The 16,734-nt window shown below is 60.2% G+C and carries 16 protein-coding genes and 1 pseudogene; 10 read left to right on the forward strand and 7 right to left on the reverse strand.

Annotated elements, in window-relative coordinates; translation table 11 throughout:
• Positions 1-147 precede the first annotated feature (147 nt).
• On the reverse strand, positions 148-1,023 hold the full coding sequence (locus tag DOCECA_RS12260; protein ID WP_434559617.1) for a LysR family transcriptional regulator: 876 nt from the start codon (positions 1,021-1,023) through the stop codon (positions 148-150).
• 111 nt (positions 1,024-1,134) lie between these two features.
• Here DOCECA_RS12260 and DOCECA_RS12265 point away from each other — a divergent pair, with 111 nt between their 5' ends.
• On the forward strand, positions 1,135-2,340 hold the full coding sequence (locus DOCECA_RS12265) for a YbfB/YjiJ family MFS transporter (protein WP_445572059.1): 1,206 nt from the start codon (positions 1,135-1,137) through the stop codon (positions 2,338-2,340).
• Positions 2,341-2,478: 138 nt separating this feature from the next.
• Positions 2,479-2,937, forward strand: coding sequence for a hypothetical protein (locus DOCECA_RS12270; protein ID WP_445572060.1), 459 nt, complete (start codon positions 2,479-2,481; stop codon positions 2,935-2,937).
• On the opposite strand, the gene DOCECA_RS12275 is transcribed toward DOCECA_RS12270, so the two are convergent.
• Positions 2,898-3,941, reverse strand: a complete 1,044-nt coding sequence (locus DOCECA_RS12275) for a GlxA family transcriptional regulator (protein WP_445572061.1) — start codon at positions 3,939-3,941, stop codon at positions 2,898-2,900. The genes DOCECA_RS12270 and DOCECA_RS12275 overlap by 40 nt on opposite strands.
• 447 nt (positions 3,942-4,388) lie before the next feature.
• Here DOCECA_RS12275 and DOCECA_RS12280 point away from each other — a divergent pair.
• Positions 4,389-5,243 (forward strand): annotated as a pseudogene (locus DOCECA_RS12280) (cache domain-containing protein); the annotation flags it as partial.
• Between the two features lie 204 nt (positions 5,244-5,447).
• Positions 5,448-6,152 (forward strand): methyl-accepting chemotaxis protein, encoded by a 705-nt coding sequence (locus DOCECA_RS12285; protein ID WP_434564126.1) that lies wholly within the window; start codon positions 5,448-5,450, stop codon positions 6,150-6,152.
• A gap of 139 nt (positions 6,153-6,291) precedes the next feature.
• Here the strand turns inward: DOCECA_RS12285 and DOCECA_RS12290 are convergent, their stop codons facing one another.
• Positions 6,292-7,098, reverse strand: coding sequence for a DMT family transporter (locus DOCECA_RS12290; RefSeq protein WP_434606587.1), 807 nt, complete (start codon positions 7,096-7,098; stop codon positions 6,292-6,294).
• 239 nt (positions 7,099-7,337) lie between these two features.
• Positions 7,338-8,237: a glycine betaine ABC transporter substrate-binding protein gene (locus tag DOCECA_RS12295; RefSeq protein WP_445572062.1), complete on the reverse strand. Its 900-nt coding sequence runs from the start codon at positions 8,235-8,237 to the stop codon at positions 7,338-7,340.
• A gap of 481 nt (positions 8,238-8,718) precedes the next feature.
• Between DOCECA_RS12295 and DOCECA_RS12300 the strand changes: the two genes are divergently transcribed.
• On the forward strand, positions 8,719-10,755 hold the full coding sequence (locus DOCECA_RS12300) for an oxidoreductase (protein WP_445572063.1): 2,037 nt from the start codon (positions 8,719-8,721) through the stop codon (positions 10,753-10,755).
• A 158-nt stretch (positions 10,756-10,913) separates the two neighbouring features.
• On the opposite strand, the gene DOCECA_RS12305 is transcribed toward DOCECA_RS12300, so the two are convergent.
• Together DOCECA_RS12305 and DOCECA_RS12310 are read right to left on the reverse strand one after the other, a co-directional pair.
• Positions 10,914-11,699, reverse strand: a complete 786-nt coding sequence (locus DOCECA_RS12305) for a pyrroline-5-carboxylate reductase family protein (protein ID WP_434648185.1) — start codon at positions 11,697-11,699, stop codon at positions 10,914-10,916.
• Complete coding sequence (locus DOCECA_RS12310) at positions 11,696-12,397, reverse strand: TetR/AcrR family transcriptional regulator (RefSeq protein ID WP_434606598.1); 702 nt, start codon at positions 12,395-12,397, stop codon at positions 11,696-11,698. The genes DOCECA_RS12305 and DOCECA_RS12310 overlap by 4 nt, the downstream gene beginning before the upstream one ends.
• A 458-nt stretch (positions 12,398-12,855) precedes the next feature.
• Here DOCECA_RS12310 and DOCECA_RS12315 point away from each other — a divergent pair, with 458 nt between their 5' ends.
• Complete coding sequence (locus DOCECA_RS12315; protein WP_420765848.1) at positions 12,856-13,119, forward strand: hypothetical protein; 264 nt, start codon at positions 12,856-12,858, stop codon at positions 13,117-13,119.
• A gap of 102 nt (positions 13,120-13,221) precedes the next feature.
• Positions 13,222-13,308: a hypothetical protein gene (locus DOCECA_RS12320; RefSeq protein ID WP_442087941.1), complete on the forward strand. Its 87-nt coding sequence runs from the start codon at positions 13,222-13,224 to the stop codon at positions 13,306-13,308.
• Positions 13,309-13,344: 36 nt separating this feature from the next.
• On the opposite strand, the gene DOCECA_RS12325 is transcribed toward DOCECA_RS12320, so the two are convergent.
• A complete protein-coding gene (locus DOCECA_RS12325) occupies positions 13,345-13,914 on the reverse strand; it encodes a TetR family transcriptional regulator (protein WP_434606601.1) in 570 nt (189 codons plus the stop codon).
• A gap of 202 nt (positions 13,915-14,116) precedes the next feature.
• Between DOCECA_RS12325 and DOCECA_RS12330 the strand changes: the two genes are divergently transcribed.
• From DOCECA_RS12330 to gcvA, 3 genes are all read left to right on the forward strand, one after another.
• Positions 14,117-14,899: an SDR family NAD(P)-dependent oxidoreductase gene (locus DOCECA_RS12330; protein ID WP_434606603.1), complete on the forward strand. Its 783-nt coding sequence runs from the start codon at positions 14,117-14,119 to the stop codon at positions 14,897-14,899.
• 136 nt (positions 14,900-15,035) lie between these two features.
• Complete coding sequence (locus tag DOCECA_RS12335; protein WP_445572064.1) at positions 15,036-15,644, forward strand: LysE family translocator; 609 nt, start codon at positions 15,036-15,038, stop codon at positions 15,642-15,644.
• 130 nt (positions 15,645-15,774) lie between these two features.
• Complete coding sequence (gcvA, locus tag DOCECA_RS12340) at positions 15,775-16,680, forward strand: transcriptional regulator GcvA (protein ID WP_445572065.1); 906 nt, start codon at positions 15,775-15,777, stop codon at positions 16,678-16,680.
• Positions 16,681-16,734: the final 54 nt, after the last annotated feature.

Here is a 16,734-nt window from a genome sequence, read left to right on the forward strand (position 1 = left end):
TCGGCGCTTGGGTGAAAGGAGGAGGGGTGAAATCTCCCACGGTCTGTACTGCGCGAACAGTCAGAATCGAGCCTTGTCCCTCCTCCTCCCTTCAAGTCCTACCATACAAGCGAGCTTGCTCGCTCCCACAGGTTCTCTTATCCAGCGTTATTCGTTTTCCTGGGAAAACGCCGCGACAATCTCATCGATCACCGCCCGCACCCGCGCCGTGTGGCGCAAGTCCGCATGGGTCACCAGCCAGACCTCGTACGGCAGCGGTCGCGTGCGCTCAGGCCATAGGCGCACCAACCCGTCGCGTTCGCCCATGTACACCGGGATTTCCCCCACTCCGATACCCGCCGCAATCGAGCGACGTACCAACAGGCTCGAACTCAGGCTGGCAACGATCCGCCCGCGACTGACCGGCTCGGCGACCAGGGTAAAATCTTTTTGCGCCTGCAAATACGGCTGGTAGACAACTAGGTCATGGCCCTCGAACGCGCTGCCCGGCGTCGGCTCCCCATGGACATCGACATACTCGCGCGCCGCGAACAACCCCACCGGCCAGCGCGCGATCCGCCGTGCGATCAGGTCAGGGTTTTCTGGCCGGGTGTTGCGCACGGCAACGTCCGCTTCGCGCTTGACCAGGCTGATGATCTGCGTGGAGGCGTCCAACTGCACGCGCACGTCCGGGTGACGTTGGTGCAGGCGGGCAATGGCCGGGATCAGGAAGTCGATCGCCAATGAATCAGTCGTGGCGACGCGCACATTGCCCATCAGCCGATCGTCCAGTCCTTGTATCCGACGCTCCAGTTCCAGGGCCGACTGCTCCATTTTTTCCACGGACCTGAGCGCGGCCTCGCCCATTGACGTCAGGGCATAACCGTCGGGTGTGCGCAGGAACAGCGCGGCGCTCAGGGATTTCTCCAACGCGGCGATACGCCGGCCCACAGTCGCCTGGTCCACCCCCAGCACACGCGCCGCGCCTCGCAGGGTCGACTCCCGACACACCGCCAGGAATACCCGCGCATCGTCCCAATTCATCCGTCCTCCTATCGATGCAGAATTGCATCGCTGCGCCGCGCAATCGCTGCATAAACGCAACAACGATAGCCGATATGCTGGGCGCCATAAACCTTCTATGGGATCGCTACCATGCGTACATCATCCGCGGCGCTCGCTTCACCTTCCACGGGCATCTGGCTACCGATTTTCGCTGGCCTCTGTGCCAGCCTCGTCAGCATTGGCCTGGCGCGCTTCGCCTATACCCCCTTGATTCCGCCGCTGATCCAAGCGCATTGGTTCAGCCCCGGCGACGTGGTCTACCTCGGGGCCGCCAACCTTGTCGGATACCTGATCGGCGCCCTGCTCGGCCGGCCGATGGCCCGTCGACTGTCCCATAAAAACGCCTTGCGGCTGATGATGCTGGCCGTGACGGCCGCGTTTTTTGCCTGTGCCTTTCCTGTGTCCGTGGCTTGGTATTTCGCTTGGCGATTGCTGTCGGGCATCGCCGGCGGCGCGATCATGGTGCTGGTGGCGGCCACCGTGCTGCCCCATGTACCTGCCGCCCGCCGGGGGCTGGCCAGTGGCGCGATTTTCCTGGGCATCGGGCTGGGCATCGCCGGCTCCGGAACCCTTGTGCCGCCGCTGTTGAGCCTCGGCCTCGAAGCCACCTGGCTCGGGCTCGGCGTGCTGTCACTGGTCCTGACCGGGCTGAGCTGGTTCGGCTGGCCGCAGGATCTGCCCCAGGCAGCCGTGAGCGTGAAACATGACCCGCAAAAAGCACCCATGCCCCGCGCCGTCCATCAATTGTTTGCACAGTACGCATTCATGGCGGCGGGGTTGGTCCCGGCGATGGTGTTTTTGGTGGACTATGTCGCCCGCGGCCTCAAGGCCGGCGCCCATGTCGGTGCGCTGGTATGGGTGATGTACGGCTTGGGGGCGATTATCGGCCCGGTGACCTATGGCTTCCTGGCGGACCACCTGGGCGCGCGCAAAAGCATCCGATGGGTGCTGGCCGTGCAGGCGACTGCCCTTGTCTTGCTGGCGACCGCCCATTCATTCCTGGCGTTGGCGCTGCTGGCTGTGGTCATCGGTTCGTTCCCACCGGGCATCGTGCCGCTGGCCCTGGCCCGGGTGCATGAACTGGTACCGAACCATCATGGCCAGCAAGTCGCCTGGAGCCGGGCGACCGTTTCATTCGCCACATTTCAGGCGGTGGCGGGTTTTGCGTATTCGGCGCTGTTCAACGCCACCGGCGGGCATCATGGGCTGCTGTTTTTGATTTCCGCAGGCGCAATTGTCGTCGCGTTGCTGGTGGACTATGTTCCTTCCATTGCGAGTTATGTATCAAAAGATTAAAGTTCCGCACGATCGTCGCCGCCCGACCAACGGTCAGCTTTGTCATCATCTTGCAATGTTGACTCGGGCCGACAAGCCAAGCAGAATGATCTCACTTGGCCATCATTCTTTGTTGCAGGCCAATCACGGAAGAAAGAAATGAAAAGGATTGGTTCACTGGTCGCCGTCCTGACCGCTTACCCAGCCGCAGCGGACGTACATAAAATTCAGTACAGCTACGATGATTCGAATGCCGAATACGCCATCGTCTCGTTCGTTGAAAGTGGTTCGGCTGTACAGGCCACGGTAAAAAGAACCGGTGCCTATTTCACCAATTACACAAAGCTTGAACTTGATTGCGCCAGTCGCAATGTCCGTCACATGGGCATGTATAACAGCGTCGAGGGATTGGAAAAGGCTGATTTCGACCAGATGCAGGGCCGCATCGTCGAGGGCTCGATCGCTGGCGAAGTGGGCAAGGTGCTCTGCAAAGGCACTACCCTGACCGCCTCGCAAATGGAAGAAGTGCCAACCGAAAATCTGCTGGACGACCAAAAATGCGTACCGCCTGACAAGGCTCACGGCGATATCTGCTTGCGTCCAAACGTCGAGCGATAGCTGCCAGGCGGTACGCCGAAAAAATCCCGGAAGCGTCGCTGGAAATGCGGTGAGCTGACGAAACCCGTCGCGACGGCGATCTCGGTGACGGAGCGGTTGGTCTGTTGGATCAGCTGGCGTGCACGGGTCAGGCGCAGCTCCAGGTAATAACGCGTCGGGGTCGCGCCGAGAAACCGGCAGAACCGCCGTTCCAGCTGGCGTTTGGAAACCTTGACGCACGCCGCCAGCTCATCGATCGTCAACGGCTCCTCGACGTTCTGCCACATCAGTTCCAGCGCCAGCTTGAGGCTTTCCGGCAGCGTCGGGTCCGTCTCGACGAAGATTGGCGGCAGGTCCGAGGCGTCATCCCCTGACTCATCGCAGCGAAGGATCTCTTCGATGGCTCCCACCAGCGTCTCCCCGCCCGTGCGGCGGATCAGTTGGAGCATCATGCGCAGCGAACTGTTGGCGCCCGCGCAACTGACCCGCTCACGGTCCACGACATAAGCGCGACTTGACACTTTCACGCCAGGGAACATCTCAGCCATCGTTGCGCGACTTTCCGGGTGGACCGCGCATTCGAAACCGTCGAGCAGGTTCGCCTCGGCCACGAAAAACACGCCATTCCACAACCCGCCCAACAACGCCCCGCAAGCCGCATTGGCGCGCAGCTTGCGCCGCAGTAATGGCGTACCCGCAAGCTTCACGCGAAAGCCGCCGGCGACAATCAGCCCGTCCAGGTTGTCCGGCAACTGCGCCAGCTCAAGATCGGTTGAGATGACGATTCCCAGGTCGCTCGTCACCTGCCCGCCCGAAGCGCCTACCGTCAGCACTTCATACAGTGGCGTGTCGTTCATCAGGTTGGCGGTGACCAGTGCGTCCACCGCTCCGGTGAAGGACATCATCGAGAAGTTGTCCATCAGCACAAACGCGACGCGCACCGGCGCCTGGCTGACCGACGCAGTCCCTTGGGGCCGATAAGCCATGTTCTTGTTCTTGAGTACGCTTTCGAATGCGCTTGGCATGGGGCCTCGGATGCAGGAAGGCGATCTGGTGGGGAGCCGGCGCAAAGCCCGGAGCATGCCATCTTGCGGATTAACCGCAGGAGCGGCTTGTGTTCCCGCGACATAACCATCGGCATTAACGACGTCCGACAAATGGTGCTCTCAAGGGAATACGACCTTGGTCGATAGCGTGGATGTAGGCATGGGCGCTTTCCGTTCCAGAGTTCGCAATGCTCACCGCTAATGTTTCCGCCGTTCCAATACCGATAAATACCCGCGGGAGAAGTCATGAATATCAAACAGAAGCTGACCTGGGCGTTCGCAACCATTGCCTGCCTCCCGGTTATCCTGGTGGCGGTGCTCGTGGTGATGAACCTGCGCGATGCGGCACAAGCCAACTTCCTGGACAGCAGCGGCCGCGAAATCCGCCAGATCGACAACGGCATGAAGCAGTTCTTCGACGGCATCATGCAGAACGTTGAATTCTTCGCCAAGGACCCGCGGATCGTCGCGGCCAAAGACCTGAAGAACTACTCCGGCGCTGATGCTGCGCAAATTCCTCTTACCGAGAACAACAAACAACTGCTGGATATCTTCGATCGGTTCGCCAAGAGCCACCCGACCACCGCCTACCTATCCCTGGGCCTGGCGGACGGTGGCTACGCCAGTTGGCCGGATGATCCGAAAATCTCCAACTACGACCCGCGCCAGCGCCCCTGGTACAAGGCTGCCGTTGCCGCGCCGGGCACTACCGTGAAGACCGATGCCTATTACTGGGCCCCCGACGACGTGTCGCTGATCGGCATCGTGCACACCGTCGCCGATGCCAGCGGCAAGCTGGTTGGCGTGGTGGGCCTGGACGTGTCGCTCAAGCAACTGACCGAACTGGTGAAGAACATCAAGCTGGGCGACAGTGGCTACCTGATGCTGGTGGAAGGCAGCGGCAACGTCTTGGTGGACCCCGCCGACGCCAAGCACAACTTCAAACCCTTGGCCGACCTCGGTCCCAACTACGCAGCACTGGCCAAGAGCAGCGATGGCGCTACTCAGATCGAGATCGACGGCGTGCCGTACATGGCCAACATCGTCACCTCTAAAAGCCTGGGCTGGCGGTTCATCGGCCTGATCAAGCGTGACGAGGTAATGGCCGAAGCCGCGAGCCTGACCTGGTTGATCGCTATCATCGCCGCCGCGCTGGCCGTGGTCTTCGCGATCGTCGGCGCCAGCTTCGCCAGCGTTATCGTCCGGCCGATCCGCGGCGTTGCCAACGGCCTGCAGGAAATCGCTGAAGGTGAAGGCGACCTCACCCGCCAACTCGCTGTACAGGGCAAGGATGAAACCGCCACCCTGGCAAGCTGGTTCAACCAGTTCCTGGGCATGATTGCGCAACTGGTTCAACGCATCGGCAGCGCCTCCTCCGACCTGCAAACCGCAGCCGCGGACACCCGCGACGTCGCACAGAACATGAACGAAGCCGCCGGGCGCCAGCGCCAGGCCGTGGAGCTGGTGAGCACCGCGTTCAACGAAATGGTCGCCACCGCCAACGAAGTGGCCCGCTCGTGCAGCCAGGCCGCCGTCAGCGCGGACACCGGTTATCGGGATGTACACGACGGCCAGCACCACATCGGCGAAGCCACGGGCAGCGTGTTGAGGCTCAGTGAAGAATTGCAGCAGTCGACCCAGACCATGCAGGCGCTGGAACAGGACAGCAAGAACATCAACACGATCCTGGACACCATTCGCTCGATCGCCGAACAGACCAACCTGCTGGCCCTCAACGCGGCGATTGAAGCCGCACGCGCCGGCGACCAAGGCCGCGGCTTTGCCGTGGTGGCCGACGAAGTACGCGCCCTGGCGCGGCGCACCGCTGACTCCACCGGCGAGATCGACAGCTTGCTCGGCAACCTCGCCCGGCGCACCCAGGAAGTGACGCAACAGATGCAGAACAGCCTGCACGTGTCGCAAACCAGCGTCGAGCGCATCCAGCAGGCCCGCGACAGTTTCGACAAGATCCGCACCTCGGTGGACTCGATCCGCGACCAGAACACGCAGATCGCCACCGCTGCGGAACAACAGCACCAAGTGGCCGAAGACATCAACCGGCACATCGCGCAGATCCACTCCGACGCGCAGCTGGTTGAAGAGTTTGCTCACACCGCACAAACCGGTTCAGGGCGTTTGACGGATATCTCCGGACAGCTCAAGGGCTTGGTGGGACGCTTCAAGTTCTAAACTGGGCTTAAGTCCACTGAAGATCAAATGTGGGAAGCCTGCTCGCGAAAGCGTCGCCACAATCAGCGAAGAAGCTGAATGTGCCGACCTCTTCGCGAGCAGGCTCGCTACCCACAGGATTATGGGTTTGATGGAATCACTACCCTTTTGCCTTGATCGCATACATCCCGCCCGCAATTACCAGACAGGCCCCTACGACTGTCCATGTGTCGGGCAGCTCGCCGAATACCAATAGGCCAATCAGCGTAGCGAACACCAGAAGAGAATAATTGAACGGTTGAAGTGTGGCTGCCGTTGCAACCTTCAGCGCCTGAAGCAATAACAGCTGGGCCACCACACCGGTCATGGAGAGCACACCTATCAGGCCCCATTGCGCCGGGTTCGGTGCTACCCAACCTGGTAGACCCAACAAGGTGATTGCTATCGCGCCGAAAAAACCCATGTGAAGCATGTTCGTCGCGAACGAGTCCCCCCGGCTGATTCGTCGGGTCAGCACGCTGAAAATCGCAAAACCCAAGGCAGACAACAGCGGAATCAGCGCCGCCAGTTCGAAAACACTGGAGCCGGGACGAAGGATAACCAGCGTCCCCGTGAAGCCAATGGCGGCGGCAACCCATCGACGCACGCCAATGAACTCCCCTAGAAACGCCCCCGCCAACGCCAGTGTCATCAAGGGGAATACCGCGTACAGGGCATGCATTTCAGCGAGTCCCAGATAGCGCAGCCCCAATCCGAACAAGGCGCTCTCACCCACGCCAATGAGCGCACGAATGATCTGCTGGTAGGGATGGCGGCTTCGGCACGCGGTCCATAGGCTGCCCTGATAGGCGCTATAACCGACAGCAAAAGCCAGGAACACCCAATAACGCACCATCACCAATTGTGCGATCGGGAGCTCCTTGACTAGCACTTTGGTGACCCCATCCTGAGCTGCAAAGATCAGCATGGACAGAAGGCAAAGGACGATACCTAAGCGCGGTCGCGGGGCGTCATGATCATGCACCGCGCGCACCAGCCTCGGTCGAGGCCGACTTCAACCTGACGGGCGGTTCTTCATCAAGTTTGATATCCCATGTCGTGACCGTCATCGCTCAGCCTCTGAATAGAACAAGGACTCATCCAGCAGCGCCCTTGGCTCTCGACCAAGGGCACCGGACTGCAACAGCTATCGGACAGCAACGGCCATCACTGGGCTGGTGTCGCGGACGCCGTCTGGCTGCCAAACATCGCTTCGAAACGCGGTTTGTTGGCTGCGTAATACTCTGCCACCACCTTGTCCGCCGAGCTGTCACGGGCGTCCGCCATCAACTTCTCAAGGTCCGCTTTCGGAATCTTGAAGTTGGCGAAGAATCGGGCCACATCAGGGTGCTCCGCGCTGAAACCTTTGCGTGCGAAGGCGTGGATCTGCTCAGCGCCACCGAAAATCTGCTTCGGATCATCCAGGTAGCGCAGCGGCCATTTGGCGAACATCCAGTGCGGGCTCCAGGCGTTGACCAGTGACCATTTGTCACGCTTGAGGTTGCGATCCAATTCACTCAGCATCCCGGACTCTGAAGAAGCGACCATCTTGTAGCCGTCGAGCTTGTATTGCTCGATGGCTTTTTCCGTCAGCTTGTACTGACCATTGCCCACTTCCGAAGTGAGGATCTTGCCGCCGAGTTTCTCCCGCACTTCAGGCTTGTTGAGGTCTTCGACGCTGGCGATCTCGCTGGTTGGAATGGAGGTGGGCACCGCCATGCCGATCCGGCCTTCGTACAGCACGCCGAGGTCTTCGAGCCTGTCCTTGTACTTGTCATAGAACGACTTGTGGGTACTGGGCAGCCAGACCATCGGGATCAGGTCGATATTGCCGTTGGCCAGGGCCTGGAACTGGATGCCGATATCGGCCAGCACCAACTTGACCGGTTGCTTGAGGTGATCCTGCAACGCGGTGTTCGCCAGTTTCACCGCGATCTCCGTATCCGACCAGTTCACCCAGCCGATGCGGATGGGCGCGGGTTCATCGGCCTGAGCGATCAGACTGCCGCAGGCAAATGCAAGGCCTGCAAACCAGCCGATAAAATTTTTACTGGATGACGTCATCATGTGCATCTCCGCAGACTGTATTAATAGTTATTGGCAGGGCAGCAGAAGCATTCATTTTCCATCACGACCGCAAGCGGCCATCCGGTGAGTTCTAGTTATCAAAATACAGGGACTTGTGTTTTCGGCCCTCCTCCGCCCTTTGGCGTTTCCAACCGCAATGACCGGCTCATTCACAGCGCTTTCTCGCGTGCCGGCAAAGCCTCGAACGAATCCGCCCTCAGCAGGTAATCCGCCCAGCCTCCAGACCGTTGGGGGCAAACCCTGAATCCACCGCTGCGCGGGAGGCACCCATCGCGCCACCACGCTGATGCAGGCGAGCGGCCGCACGTGCCGAATCCCCCTGTTTCGACTGGATGGTAATCCTGGTTTTCCTGCCACGCAAGAAAAATGTACACCTGTGTCTCACTCGTTGACACACCTGAACATTCAACATACCGTTATGTCAAAACCCAGCCTGATGTTCTGTTCCCGGAGCAACACCATGTCCAGCGATCCTCTGCTGCTGCCCTACAAAATCAAGCATCTGACGCTCAAGAATCGGATCATGACCACCTCGCATGAGCCCGCGTATCCCGTCGATGGCATGCCGAAGGATCTGTACCGTGCCTATCATGTCGAGCGGGCGAAGGCCGGCGTGGCGCTGACCATGACTGCCGGCTCCGCTGCCGTTTCTCGGGATAGCCCGCCGGTATTCAACAACGTGCTGGCGTACAAGGACGAAGTGGTCAAATGGATGAAAGACCTGACCGATGAGTGCCACGAACACGGCGCGGCGGTGATGATCCAGCTCACCCACCTGGGACGCCGCACGCGCTGGGACAAGGCCGACTGGCTGCCGGTTGTCTCGCCGTCCCATCGCCGCGAAGCGTCCCACCGGGCGTTTCCGAAAAAGCTGGAAGACTGGGACATCGACCGCATCATCAAGGATTACGTCGATGCCGCCGAGCGCATGAAAGCCGCGGGACTTGATGGCCTGGAGTTGCAGGCCTACGGGCACCTCATGGATCAATTCTGGTCGCCACTGACCAATGAGCTTGATGGGCCCTACGGCGGTTCCCTGGAAAACCGAATGCGCTTTACCTTCGATGTGTTGCGCGGTATCCGCCAGCGTTGCGGCGAGGACTTCCTCCTTGGTGTGCGCTACACCGGCGACGAGGATCTTCCCGGCGGTTTTGGTTTCAGCGACGGCATCCAGATTTCCCACATGCTCAAGGACAGCGGCCTGGTGGATTTCCTAAACGTCGTGCGCGGTCATATCGATACCGATGCGGGCCTCACCGACGTGATACCGATCCAGGGCATGCGCAACTCGCCGCACCTGGATTTTGCCGGGGAGATCCGCTCGGCAACCGGTTTCCCGACGTTCCATGCGGCCAAGATTCCGGACGTCGCCACGGCGCGACACGCCATCGCCTCTGGCAAGGTGGACATGATCGGCATGACCCGCGCCCACATGACCGACCCGCACATCGTGCGCAAGATCATCGAAAAACGTGAAGAAGAGATCCGTCCTTGCGTTGGCGCCAACTACTGCCTGGACCGTATCTATCAGGGCGGCGCGGCGTACTGCATCCACAACGCCGCCACCGGCCGCGAAACCACCATGCCCCATGAGATTCCCAAGGCATCGGTCAAGCGCAAGGTGGTGGTGATCGGCACCGGCCCGGCGGGCTTGGAAGCAGCACGGGTGGCCGGCGAACGCGGCCATGACGTCACGGTGTTCGAAGTGGCGGATCAGCCCGGGGGGCAGATCCGCTTGACCGCGCAAAGCGAACGGCGGCGCGAGATGATCAGCATCATCGATTGGCGCATGACGCAGTGCGAACGGCTGGGCGTAAGGTTCCACTTCAACACCTGGGCCGAAGCCGAGACGGTCCTGGCCGAAGAACCGGATGTGGTGATCGTTGCCACAGGCGGCTTGCCCCATACCGAGGTGCTCAAGCTAGGCAATGAGCTGGTGGTGTCGACCTGGGACATCATCTGCGGCGATGTCAAGCCTGGCCAGAACGTGCTGATCTTCGATGACGCCGGCGACCACGCGGCGCTCCAGGCCGCCGAGGTCATCGCCAACAGCGGCGCGAAACTGGAGATCGTCACGCCGGACCGGTCGTTTTCGCCGGAGGTGATGGCGATGAACCTGGTGCCGTACATGCGCAGCCTGCAAGACCTGAACGTCACGTTCACGGTCACGTATCGGGTCGACTCGGTGGAGCAACGCGACGGGCAGCTGGTTGCCCACTTCGGTAGCGATTACGGCCAGGTGCACAAGCAGCGCGTGGTCGATCAGGTGGTGGTCAACCATGGCACCCTGCCGCTGGACGATCTGTACTTCGAACTGCGCCCATATTCGAGCAACAACGGCGCGGTCGAACAGCACAACCTGATCGCAGGGAACCCCCAGAACATCGTGACCAACCCCGAGGGCCGCTTCCAGTTGTTCCGGATCGGCGACGCGGTGTCGGCGCGTAATACCCACGCGGCCATCTATGATGCGCTGCGGCTGGTCAAGGACATCTGAAGTCGTGCCCAACATGATCTTTTCAATTGCTGAAAACTGAAGTGGGAGCGAGCTTGCTCCCGATAGCGGTGCCTCAGTCACAGGGATGTAGGACCGGCTGCCGTCATCGCGAGCAAGCTCGCTCCCATAAGGGTTTTGCGGACGCGGGACTCTTGGGGTCAGGCTTGAAGCCCTTTGCGCGCCACGGCGGCGCCCGCTTGCAATGCCCTTCCCACCTGCGCCTCGAAATGCCCCTGGGTCATCGATTGCAAGGCGGCGGCTGTCACGCCGCGGTAGGCAACCAGAGTATCGATCATTTGCTGGGCGTCGCGGGTGGCCAGCAACTGGCTGCTGTTGATCACGACATTGCTTGCGGCAAGCTGCGCAATCTCGCCGGGGATACCGGCTGCCATCGCCTGATTCGCCAACGCTGTCATCAACAAGGCAGGAAAGGCCGGGCCGGTGCCCGAAAGCGCGGAGAGATAATCGATAAAGTCTTCCTGCTGGACCTCTGCAGCAGTGCCCACGCATTCGAACAACTGCTGAATGAGGGTCTTCGTCATCGGTTCCACCGCGCCAGCGCAATACCAAGGCGTAAAGGACTGCCCGATTTCCACCGCCGCGTTGGGCATCGCCCGCACGACTCTTGAGGCCAAGGTCCGTGCGGCGATTGCCTGCGCCGTGATCCCGGCCATCAATGAGATCACCGTCTTGCCCGATGCGTCGAGGGTCAGGCTGGCGAATTGCTCGGGTCTTACTGCGATGATGATGACGTCGCTGCGATCCGCCAGTGCCTGGTTATCGGTGACCAGGCAAACGCCTTGCTTCGCCAATGGATGGGCACCTGAGCGATTGGAAATAATCAGATTACCCGCCGGCAACCAGGCCTTCGCCAACACGGCCTTGGCAATCGCCGCGCCCAACCACCCCGTTCCGCCGACGATTCCCAGCGTCACTTCATTCATTTTTCAGCCGTTTCTTCAAAGGTTTCCATCAGCGGCACGAACACCCCTGACTCTTTTTCGGCATAGCCGAATTTGCCATAAAACCGATCCAGCTCACGCTGCTTGGGCACCTTGCCGGTGAAAATGCTCACGTAATGCGGGATGCGCTGGAAGCGCACGGTGATCAGCTCGCTGGTGTTCATGGTGATGTAGCCGATCTGCGTCAGATAAATCGTCCGAGCCCGTGCGTCGGCCCCCTGGCTGTCGTAGCCGAAGCGCTTGAACATGCTTGCCAGGGCGCCCATACGTTGCTCGTCGACAATGGCGACCTGTTGCGCGACGTCTGCGGACTGGAGCGCCCAACTGCGCACCGCAAATTCAAACTGAGAATCGAACAATCGCGGATTGAGCCAACATTCAAAAACATTCAGGATCGCCTCGGAGATGCTCTCGGCGTAGCTTTCGCTTTGCCGGATCAAACCCCCGGTGTTGGTTTCGCGCCAGCGCGACAGCAAGGCCGCCAGCAACTGTTCGCGATCCTCGAAAAACCAATAGAAGCTGGTGCGTGACAAACCTAGGCGTTTGGCCAACGGCATGACCCGGACCGCATCGATGCCGGACTCCTTCAAAGCCTCATAGGCCGCTTCCAGCCACCCTTCGGGCGACCCTCGCCAACCTGCGTCCTGGGCCTTGCCACGCGCCTTTCCCACCTGGGGCATCTTGCATCCACCTTATTGAACATACGTAACGCGAATGTACTCGGATGACCGCTAAATGTACACCTAAGTACATTTGATTGACGAGCCGTTCCCTCCTCTCCCCGAGGTCGCGAAAGGACCAATGAGAGCAAGTCATGGGTCGCCCAAAGTGTCGCCCTGGCCCGGTCGCGGTTGCTCGGCGATCACTTGCAGACGAGCAACCTGGTCCGTCCCACCCCAACCCTCTTACGCACTGATGCCAAGCTCTGCCTCCTGGGCCCGTTGGGCCGGACGTCTGAGCGGCAAAGTGTCAGGCGTTTTCGCGAACGGCTGATGACACATCTGGCCCAAACGAAGGATGTTTGATCGGTGGCGCCTCGACCCGTTTTTTATCAATCTGCTTAAAAAACCGGGCCTGCGGCCGATACCCATGACAAGAGCCCAGCGACTGGGTAGCTGGATGGCGGCGGGAACCGGTAATGACAGACATATATCTGCTGATAGCGAGCGGTACGGACCAGAGCGATGCGTACGTCCTGGGTTGGTTCGATGACCGAACCAAGGCCCGGGAAGTGGCCGAGCAGAAGGAATGGGAAGCTTATCGAGCCAGTCTGAAGGCGGAACACCCTTGGTCAAGCCATAAACCACTGGCACCGGACAAGACCGAATACCGGCGCTACTGGATCAAGACCGTTTCGAAATTCGAACACGTTTCCATCCCGAGGTCCCTCGCGGTGCACTGACAGCCCTGCCCCTCATAGCATCGATTCATTGCGAAAATTTAACGAACCGCGCGCGCGCGCCAAGGGTCTAGAAAACTAAGCCCATCCGATGAGAGCGTTCCTATGTTGAAATTTCTTGGTGGTACCGTTGGGATCATTTTCCTGATCGGCCTGATCGTGGTCATAGCCTTGTTCAAGTTCATTTTCTGATCCGGCCAGCGGTAGCGCATTGCGCTACCGCTGGCTTTACACGGGTTCGGACGCGGGCAATAACGCCAGGATCCGATCACGGCAGACTTGCAGTATCTCATCCGCCAACGGAGCATCATCCGGACAGGCCCGCGACAGCATGACTGCGCCGACGGCCTGGGCGAACAGGTTGATCATCGCTGCCCGGCCCCCTTCTTCTGTCGCCCCGAGCTTTTCCTCCAGTGCAGCCAGGGTGCCCTCCAATCCAGTGGCAAACGTGGTTTTCACCTCATCGTCCTGACGCGCCGCGTCGCCGCACAATGCCGCCATCGTGCAGCCGTTGCCCCGCGCATCGCGGTGCTCGCGCGAGACATACATGGCGAAAAAACCCGCGACATCCAGTTTGCTTGCGCTGGTCAACGAGCGCGAAAGACTGTCTGCGGCGGCTTCCGCCATCAGGTCGGCTTTCGAACCGAAATGCTTGTAGAAACCACCGTGAGTGAAGCCGGCGGCGGCCATCAGGTCCGCCACACCGATGCCGTCAAAGCCACGTTCACGAAACAGAACAGACGCCGTCTCGACGATATGTTGCCGGTTTGCCTGTGCCTGAGCCTTAGTCACTCTCATTTTTCATCACCTCGTACCGCTCGAATCATGCCTCGCATCATACATAGATGCCGACCATAATCAAATTCATTGACATCTTAGATTTCGGTCATCATCCTAACAACCAACCCACACGCCCCCCCTAAGCTCGATGTGGACCGCCAACGGCGGCGAAAAACCCCGCCGTTGATCGCACGTCTTAATCCCTGAAGAGACCGACACCATGACCACTCGCAAAACCGTCCTCATCACTGGCGCTTCCACCGGTATCGGCGCTGTCTATGCCAAGCGCTTTGCCCAACGCGGCCACGATCTCGTGCTGGTGGCCCGTGACAACGCCCGGCTGGAAGCATTGGCAACCGAGCTGCGCAACGAACACCATATTACCGTCGATGTGCTCCAGGCCGACCTCACCCAATCCGCTGACTTGAACCGGGTCGAAGCGCGCCTGCGAGATGACGACCGTATCGGCATCCTGATCAACAACGCGGGCGCGGCCCAATCCGGCAGTTTTATCGAACAGACCACCGACAGCGTCGCGCACCTGGTTTCGCTCAACACCACCGCGTTGGTACGGCTCGCCAGCGCCGTCGCTCCACGCCTGGCAAAGGCCGGCGACGGCGCGATCATCAATATTGGCTCGGTGGTCGGCTTGGCGCCGGAATTCGGCATGTCGGTATATGGCGCGACCAAGGCATTCGTGTTGTTCCTCTCCCAGGGGCTCAGCCTCGAACTCAACCCCAAGGGCGTCTACGTCCAAGCCGTCCTGCCGGCGGCTACCCGGACCGAAATCTGGGAACGCGCGGGCATCGACGTCAATACGCTGAGTGAAATCATGGAAGTGGACGATCTGGTCGACGCGGCGCTGATCGGCTTCGATCGTCGCGAACCGGTGACCATTCCGCCACTGCAGGACGGCGCTCGCTGGGATGCGTTGCAGGCCGCGCGCCAAGGGTTGCTGGGGCAGATCAAGCAATCGGCGGTGGCTGAGCGGTACAAGGCCTGACGGTTCCAAGGTCACCGCTGCGCCGCCGCGGTTCCCTCTATCGGTTAGCCAAATGGCGGTGAAGTGGATTAAGCGCTTTCCATGATCGCTGTTCACCCGCAGGATGTGCTCGGGATCACCACACCTGGACTGGATCATGCCATTTGAGACTTGGTTGCTCTATCTGCTCACCTGCTGCGGCATTGCGGTAGCGCCAGGCCCCAATGCGTTGTTGGCGCTTACCCATGGGGCAATCCATGGAACCCGCAAGACGTTGTTCACTATCGCAGGCGGCGTACTCGGCTTTTCAGTCGTGCTTTCGCTTTGCGCATTGGGGCTGGGTGCGCTGATCCAGGCATCCGCCACTTGGTTCACGGCACTGAAGATCGTTGGCGGGCTCTACCTGATCTGGTTGGGCTTCGGTCTGTGGCGATCCCCGCCCGTCAGTCTCGACGCGACGAGTAACGAAGGCTTTCGACGGTGGTCGCTGTTCCGCCAAGGCTTGGTATCGGCCATCTCCAATCCCAAGGCGCTGCTGCTGTTCACCGCGTTCATCCCGCCCTTCCTTGATCCGCACCGCAATATCATTGCGCAGACACTCACCATTGCGCTGACTTACGCCGTGGTCGAATTCATCGTTGAATACTTTGTCGCCAGCGCAGCTCACCGGGCCAGGCCTTGGCTGGCTCGAACCGGGCGCCGGTTCAACAAAGTCTGCGGTGGCTTTTTTGTGGCTTTTGGGGTGAGCTTGCCCATTCATAGCTGAATACCTGAACCGCAATCATTGCCTACCCATCGGACCATCGCGTAGAAAGCGCCCCCGACTCCAGGCCTGGCTATATCATGAGCTAATGTTCATGATTTGCTTTTGCGCCGAATCGCCGGGATACCTATACATGAGAAACCTGCCGCCGACCGCCACATTGCGTGCCTTTGAAGTCGCAACCCGACACCCCACGTTCACCGCGGCCGCGCAGGAGCTGCACGTGACGCAGAGCGCAGTCAGTCACCAGCTCAAGCACCTGGAGGCGCTTTGGGGGTTGCAGTTGTTCGAGCGTGGCAAGTCACTGACCCTCACGGCAGCGGGGGCTACGCTGGCGCCCATCGTGCGGGAATTTTTCATGAGCCTGGAAGCGACCCTGGGCGATCTGCGCGAGCAGAAAGGCAGGGTCAGGCTCGAAGTCAGCACCACGTACTCCTTCGCGCTGAAATGGCTGCTGCCGCGCTTGCCGGGGCTTTCCCGCCATTATCCGGAACTGTTGGTCGCGCTGGACACCACCGATAAGATCATCCATTTCTCCAACGCCCAAGCCGATGTTGCGATCCGGCTTGGCAAAGGCAACTATCCCGGCCTGTATTCGGAATTCCTGTTCGGCGAGCAGGTGTTTCCGGTGGCGAGCCCCGATCTGCTGCAGCGCTTGGGCATGCCACACAGCCCCGCCGAACTGCTGCATTACCCGCTGCTGACCCGTGACGGCGCCGAGCTGGTACCAAAATGGGAGGACTGGTTTCAGAAGGTTGGGTTGGAATTGTCGCCGCTCAAGGAGAGCGTCAGGTTCGGCGACACCAACATGACAGTGGAAGCCGCGTTGCTCGGCCAAGGTGTTGCCTTGGTGCGTAGCGGCCACGTTGAAACCGAAATCAGCGACGGCCGCCTGGTGCGGCTGTTCGATGTGCCGTTTGCGTCACCGCTTGCCTATTATTTTGTCTGTCCCAAGGGCATCGAATCGCAACCGCACATCGTCAGCTTCCGCCAATGGCTGGCCAGCGAGGCGTTGAAGGTTCAACACGTCTACGACTGATACATGAGATTTTGCTCATGAACCAATGAGGAGACTTCTCTGTCGCCCGGCCGT

The organism is Pseudomonas sp. E102 (assembly GCF_052660185.1).

Coding starts and splice junctions, on each gene's coding strand:
- DOCECA_RS12270 (WP_445572060.1), top strand. CDS start 2,479: ATGAAAAGGATTGGTTCACTGGTCGCCGTCCTGACCGCTTACCCAGCC.
- DOCECA_RS12295 (WP_445572062.1), bottom strand. CDS start 8,237: ATGATGACGTCATCCAGTAAAAATTTTATCGGCTGGTTTGCAGGCCTT.
- DOCECA_RS12315 (WP_420765848.1), top strand. CDS start 12,856: ATGACAGACATATATCTGCTGATAGCGAGCGGTACGGACCAGAGCGAT.
- DOCECA_RS12290 (WP_434606587.1), bottom strand. CDS start 7,098: ATGCTGATCTTTGCAGCTCAGGATGGGGTCACCAAAGTGCTAGTCAAG.
- DOCECA_RS12320 (WP_442087941.1), top strand. CDS start 13,222: ATGTTGAAATTTCTTGGTGGTACCGTTGGGATCATTTTCCTGATCGGC.
- DOCECA_RS12305 (WP_434648185.1), bottom strand. CDS start 11,699: ATGAATGAAGTGACGCTGGGAATCGTCGGCGGAACGGGGTGGTTGGGC.
- gcvA (WP_445572065.1), top strand. CDS start 15,775: ATGAGAAACCTGCCGCCGACCGCCACATTGCGTGCCTTTGAAGTCGCA.
- DOCECA_RS12265 (WP_445572059.1), top strand. CDS start 1,135: ATGCGTACATCATCCGCGGCGCTCGCTTCACCTTCCACGGGCATCTGG.
- DOCECA_RS12260 (WP_434559617.1), bottom strand. CDS start 1,023: ATGAATTGGGACGATGCGCGGGTATTCCTGGCGGTGTGTCGGGAGTCG.
- DOCECA_RS12310 (WP_434606598.1), bottom strand. CDS start 12,397: ATGCCCCAGGTGGGAAAGGCGCGTGGCAAGGCCCAGGACGCAGGTTGG.
- DOCECA_RS12285 (WP_434564126.1), top strand. CDS start 5,448: ATGGTCGCCACCGCCAACGAAGTGGCCCGCTCGTGCAGCCAGGCCGCC.
- DOCECA_RS12275 (WP_445572061.1), bottom strand. CDS start 3,941: ATGCCAAGCGCATTCGAAAGCGTACTCAAGAACAAGAACATGGCTTAT.
- DOCECA_RS12330 (WP_434606603.1), top strand. CDS start 14,117: ATGACCACTCGCAAAACCGTCCTCATCACTGGCGCTTCCACCGGTATC.
- DOCECA_RS12335 (WP_445572064.1), top strand. CDS start 15,036: ATGCCATTTGAGACTTGGTTGCTCTATCTGCTCACCTGCTGCGGCATT.
- DOCECA_RS12325 (WP_434606601.1), bottom strand. CDS start 13,914: ATGAGAGTGACTAAGGCTCAGGCACAGGCAAACCGGCAACATATCGTC.
- DOCECA_RS12300 (WP_445572063.1), top strand. CDS start 8,719: ATGTCCAGCGATCCTCTGCTGCTGCCCTACAAAATCAAGCATCTGACG.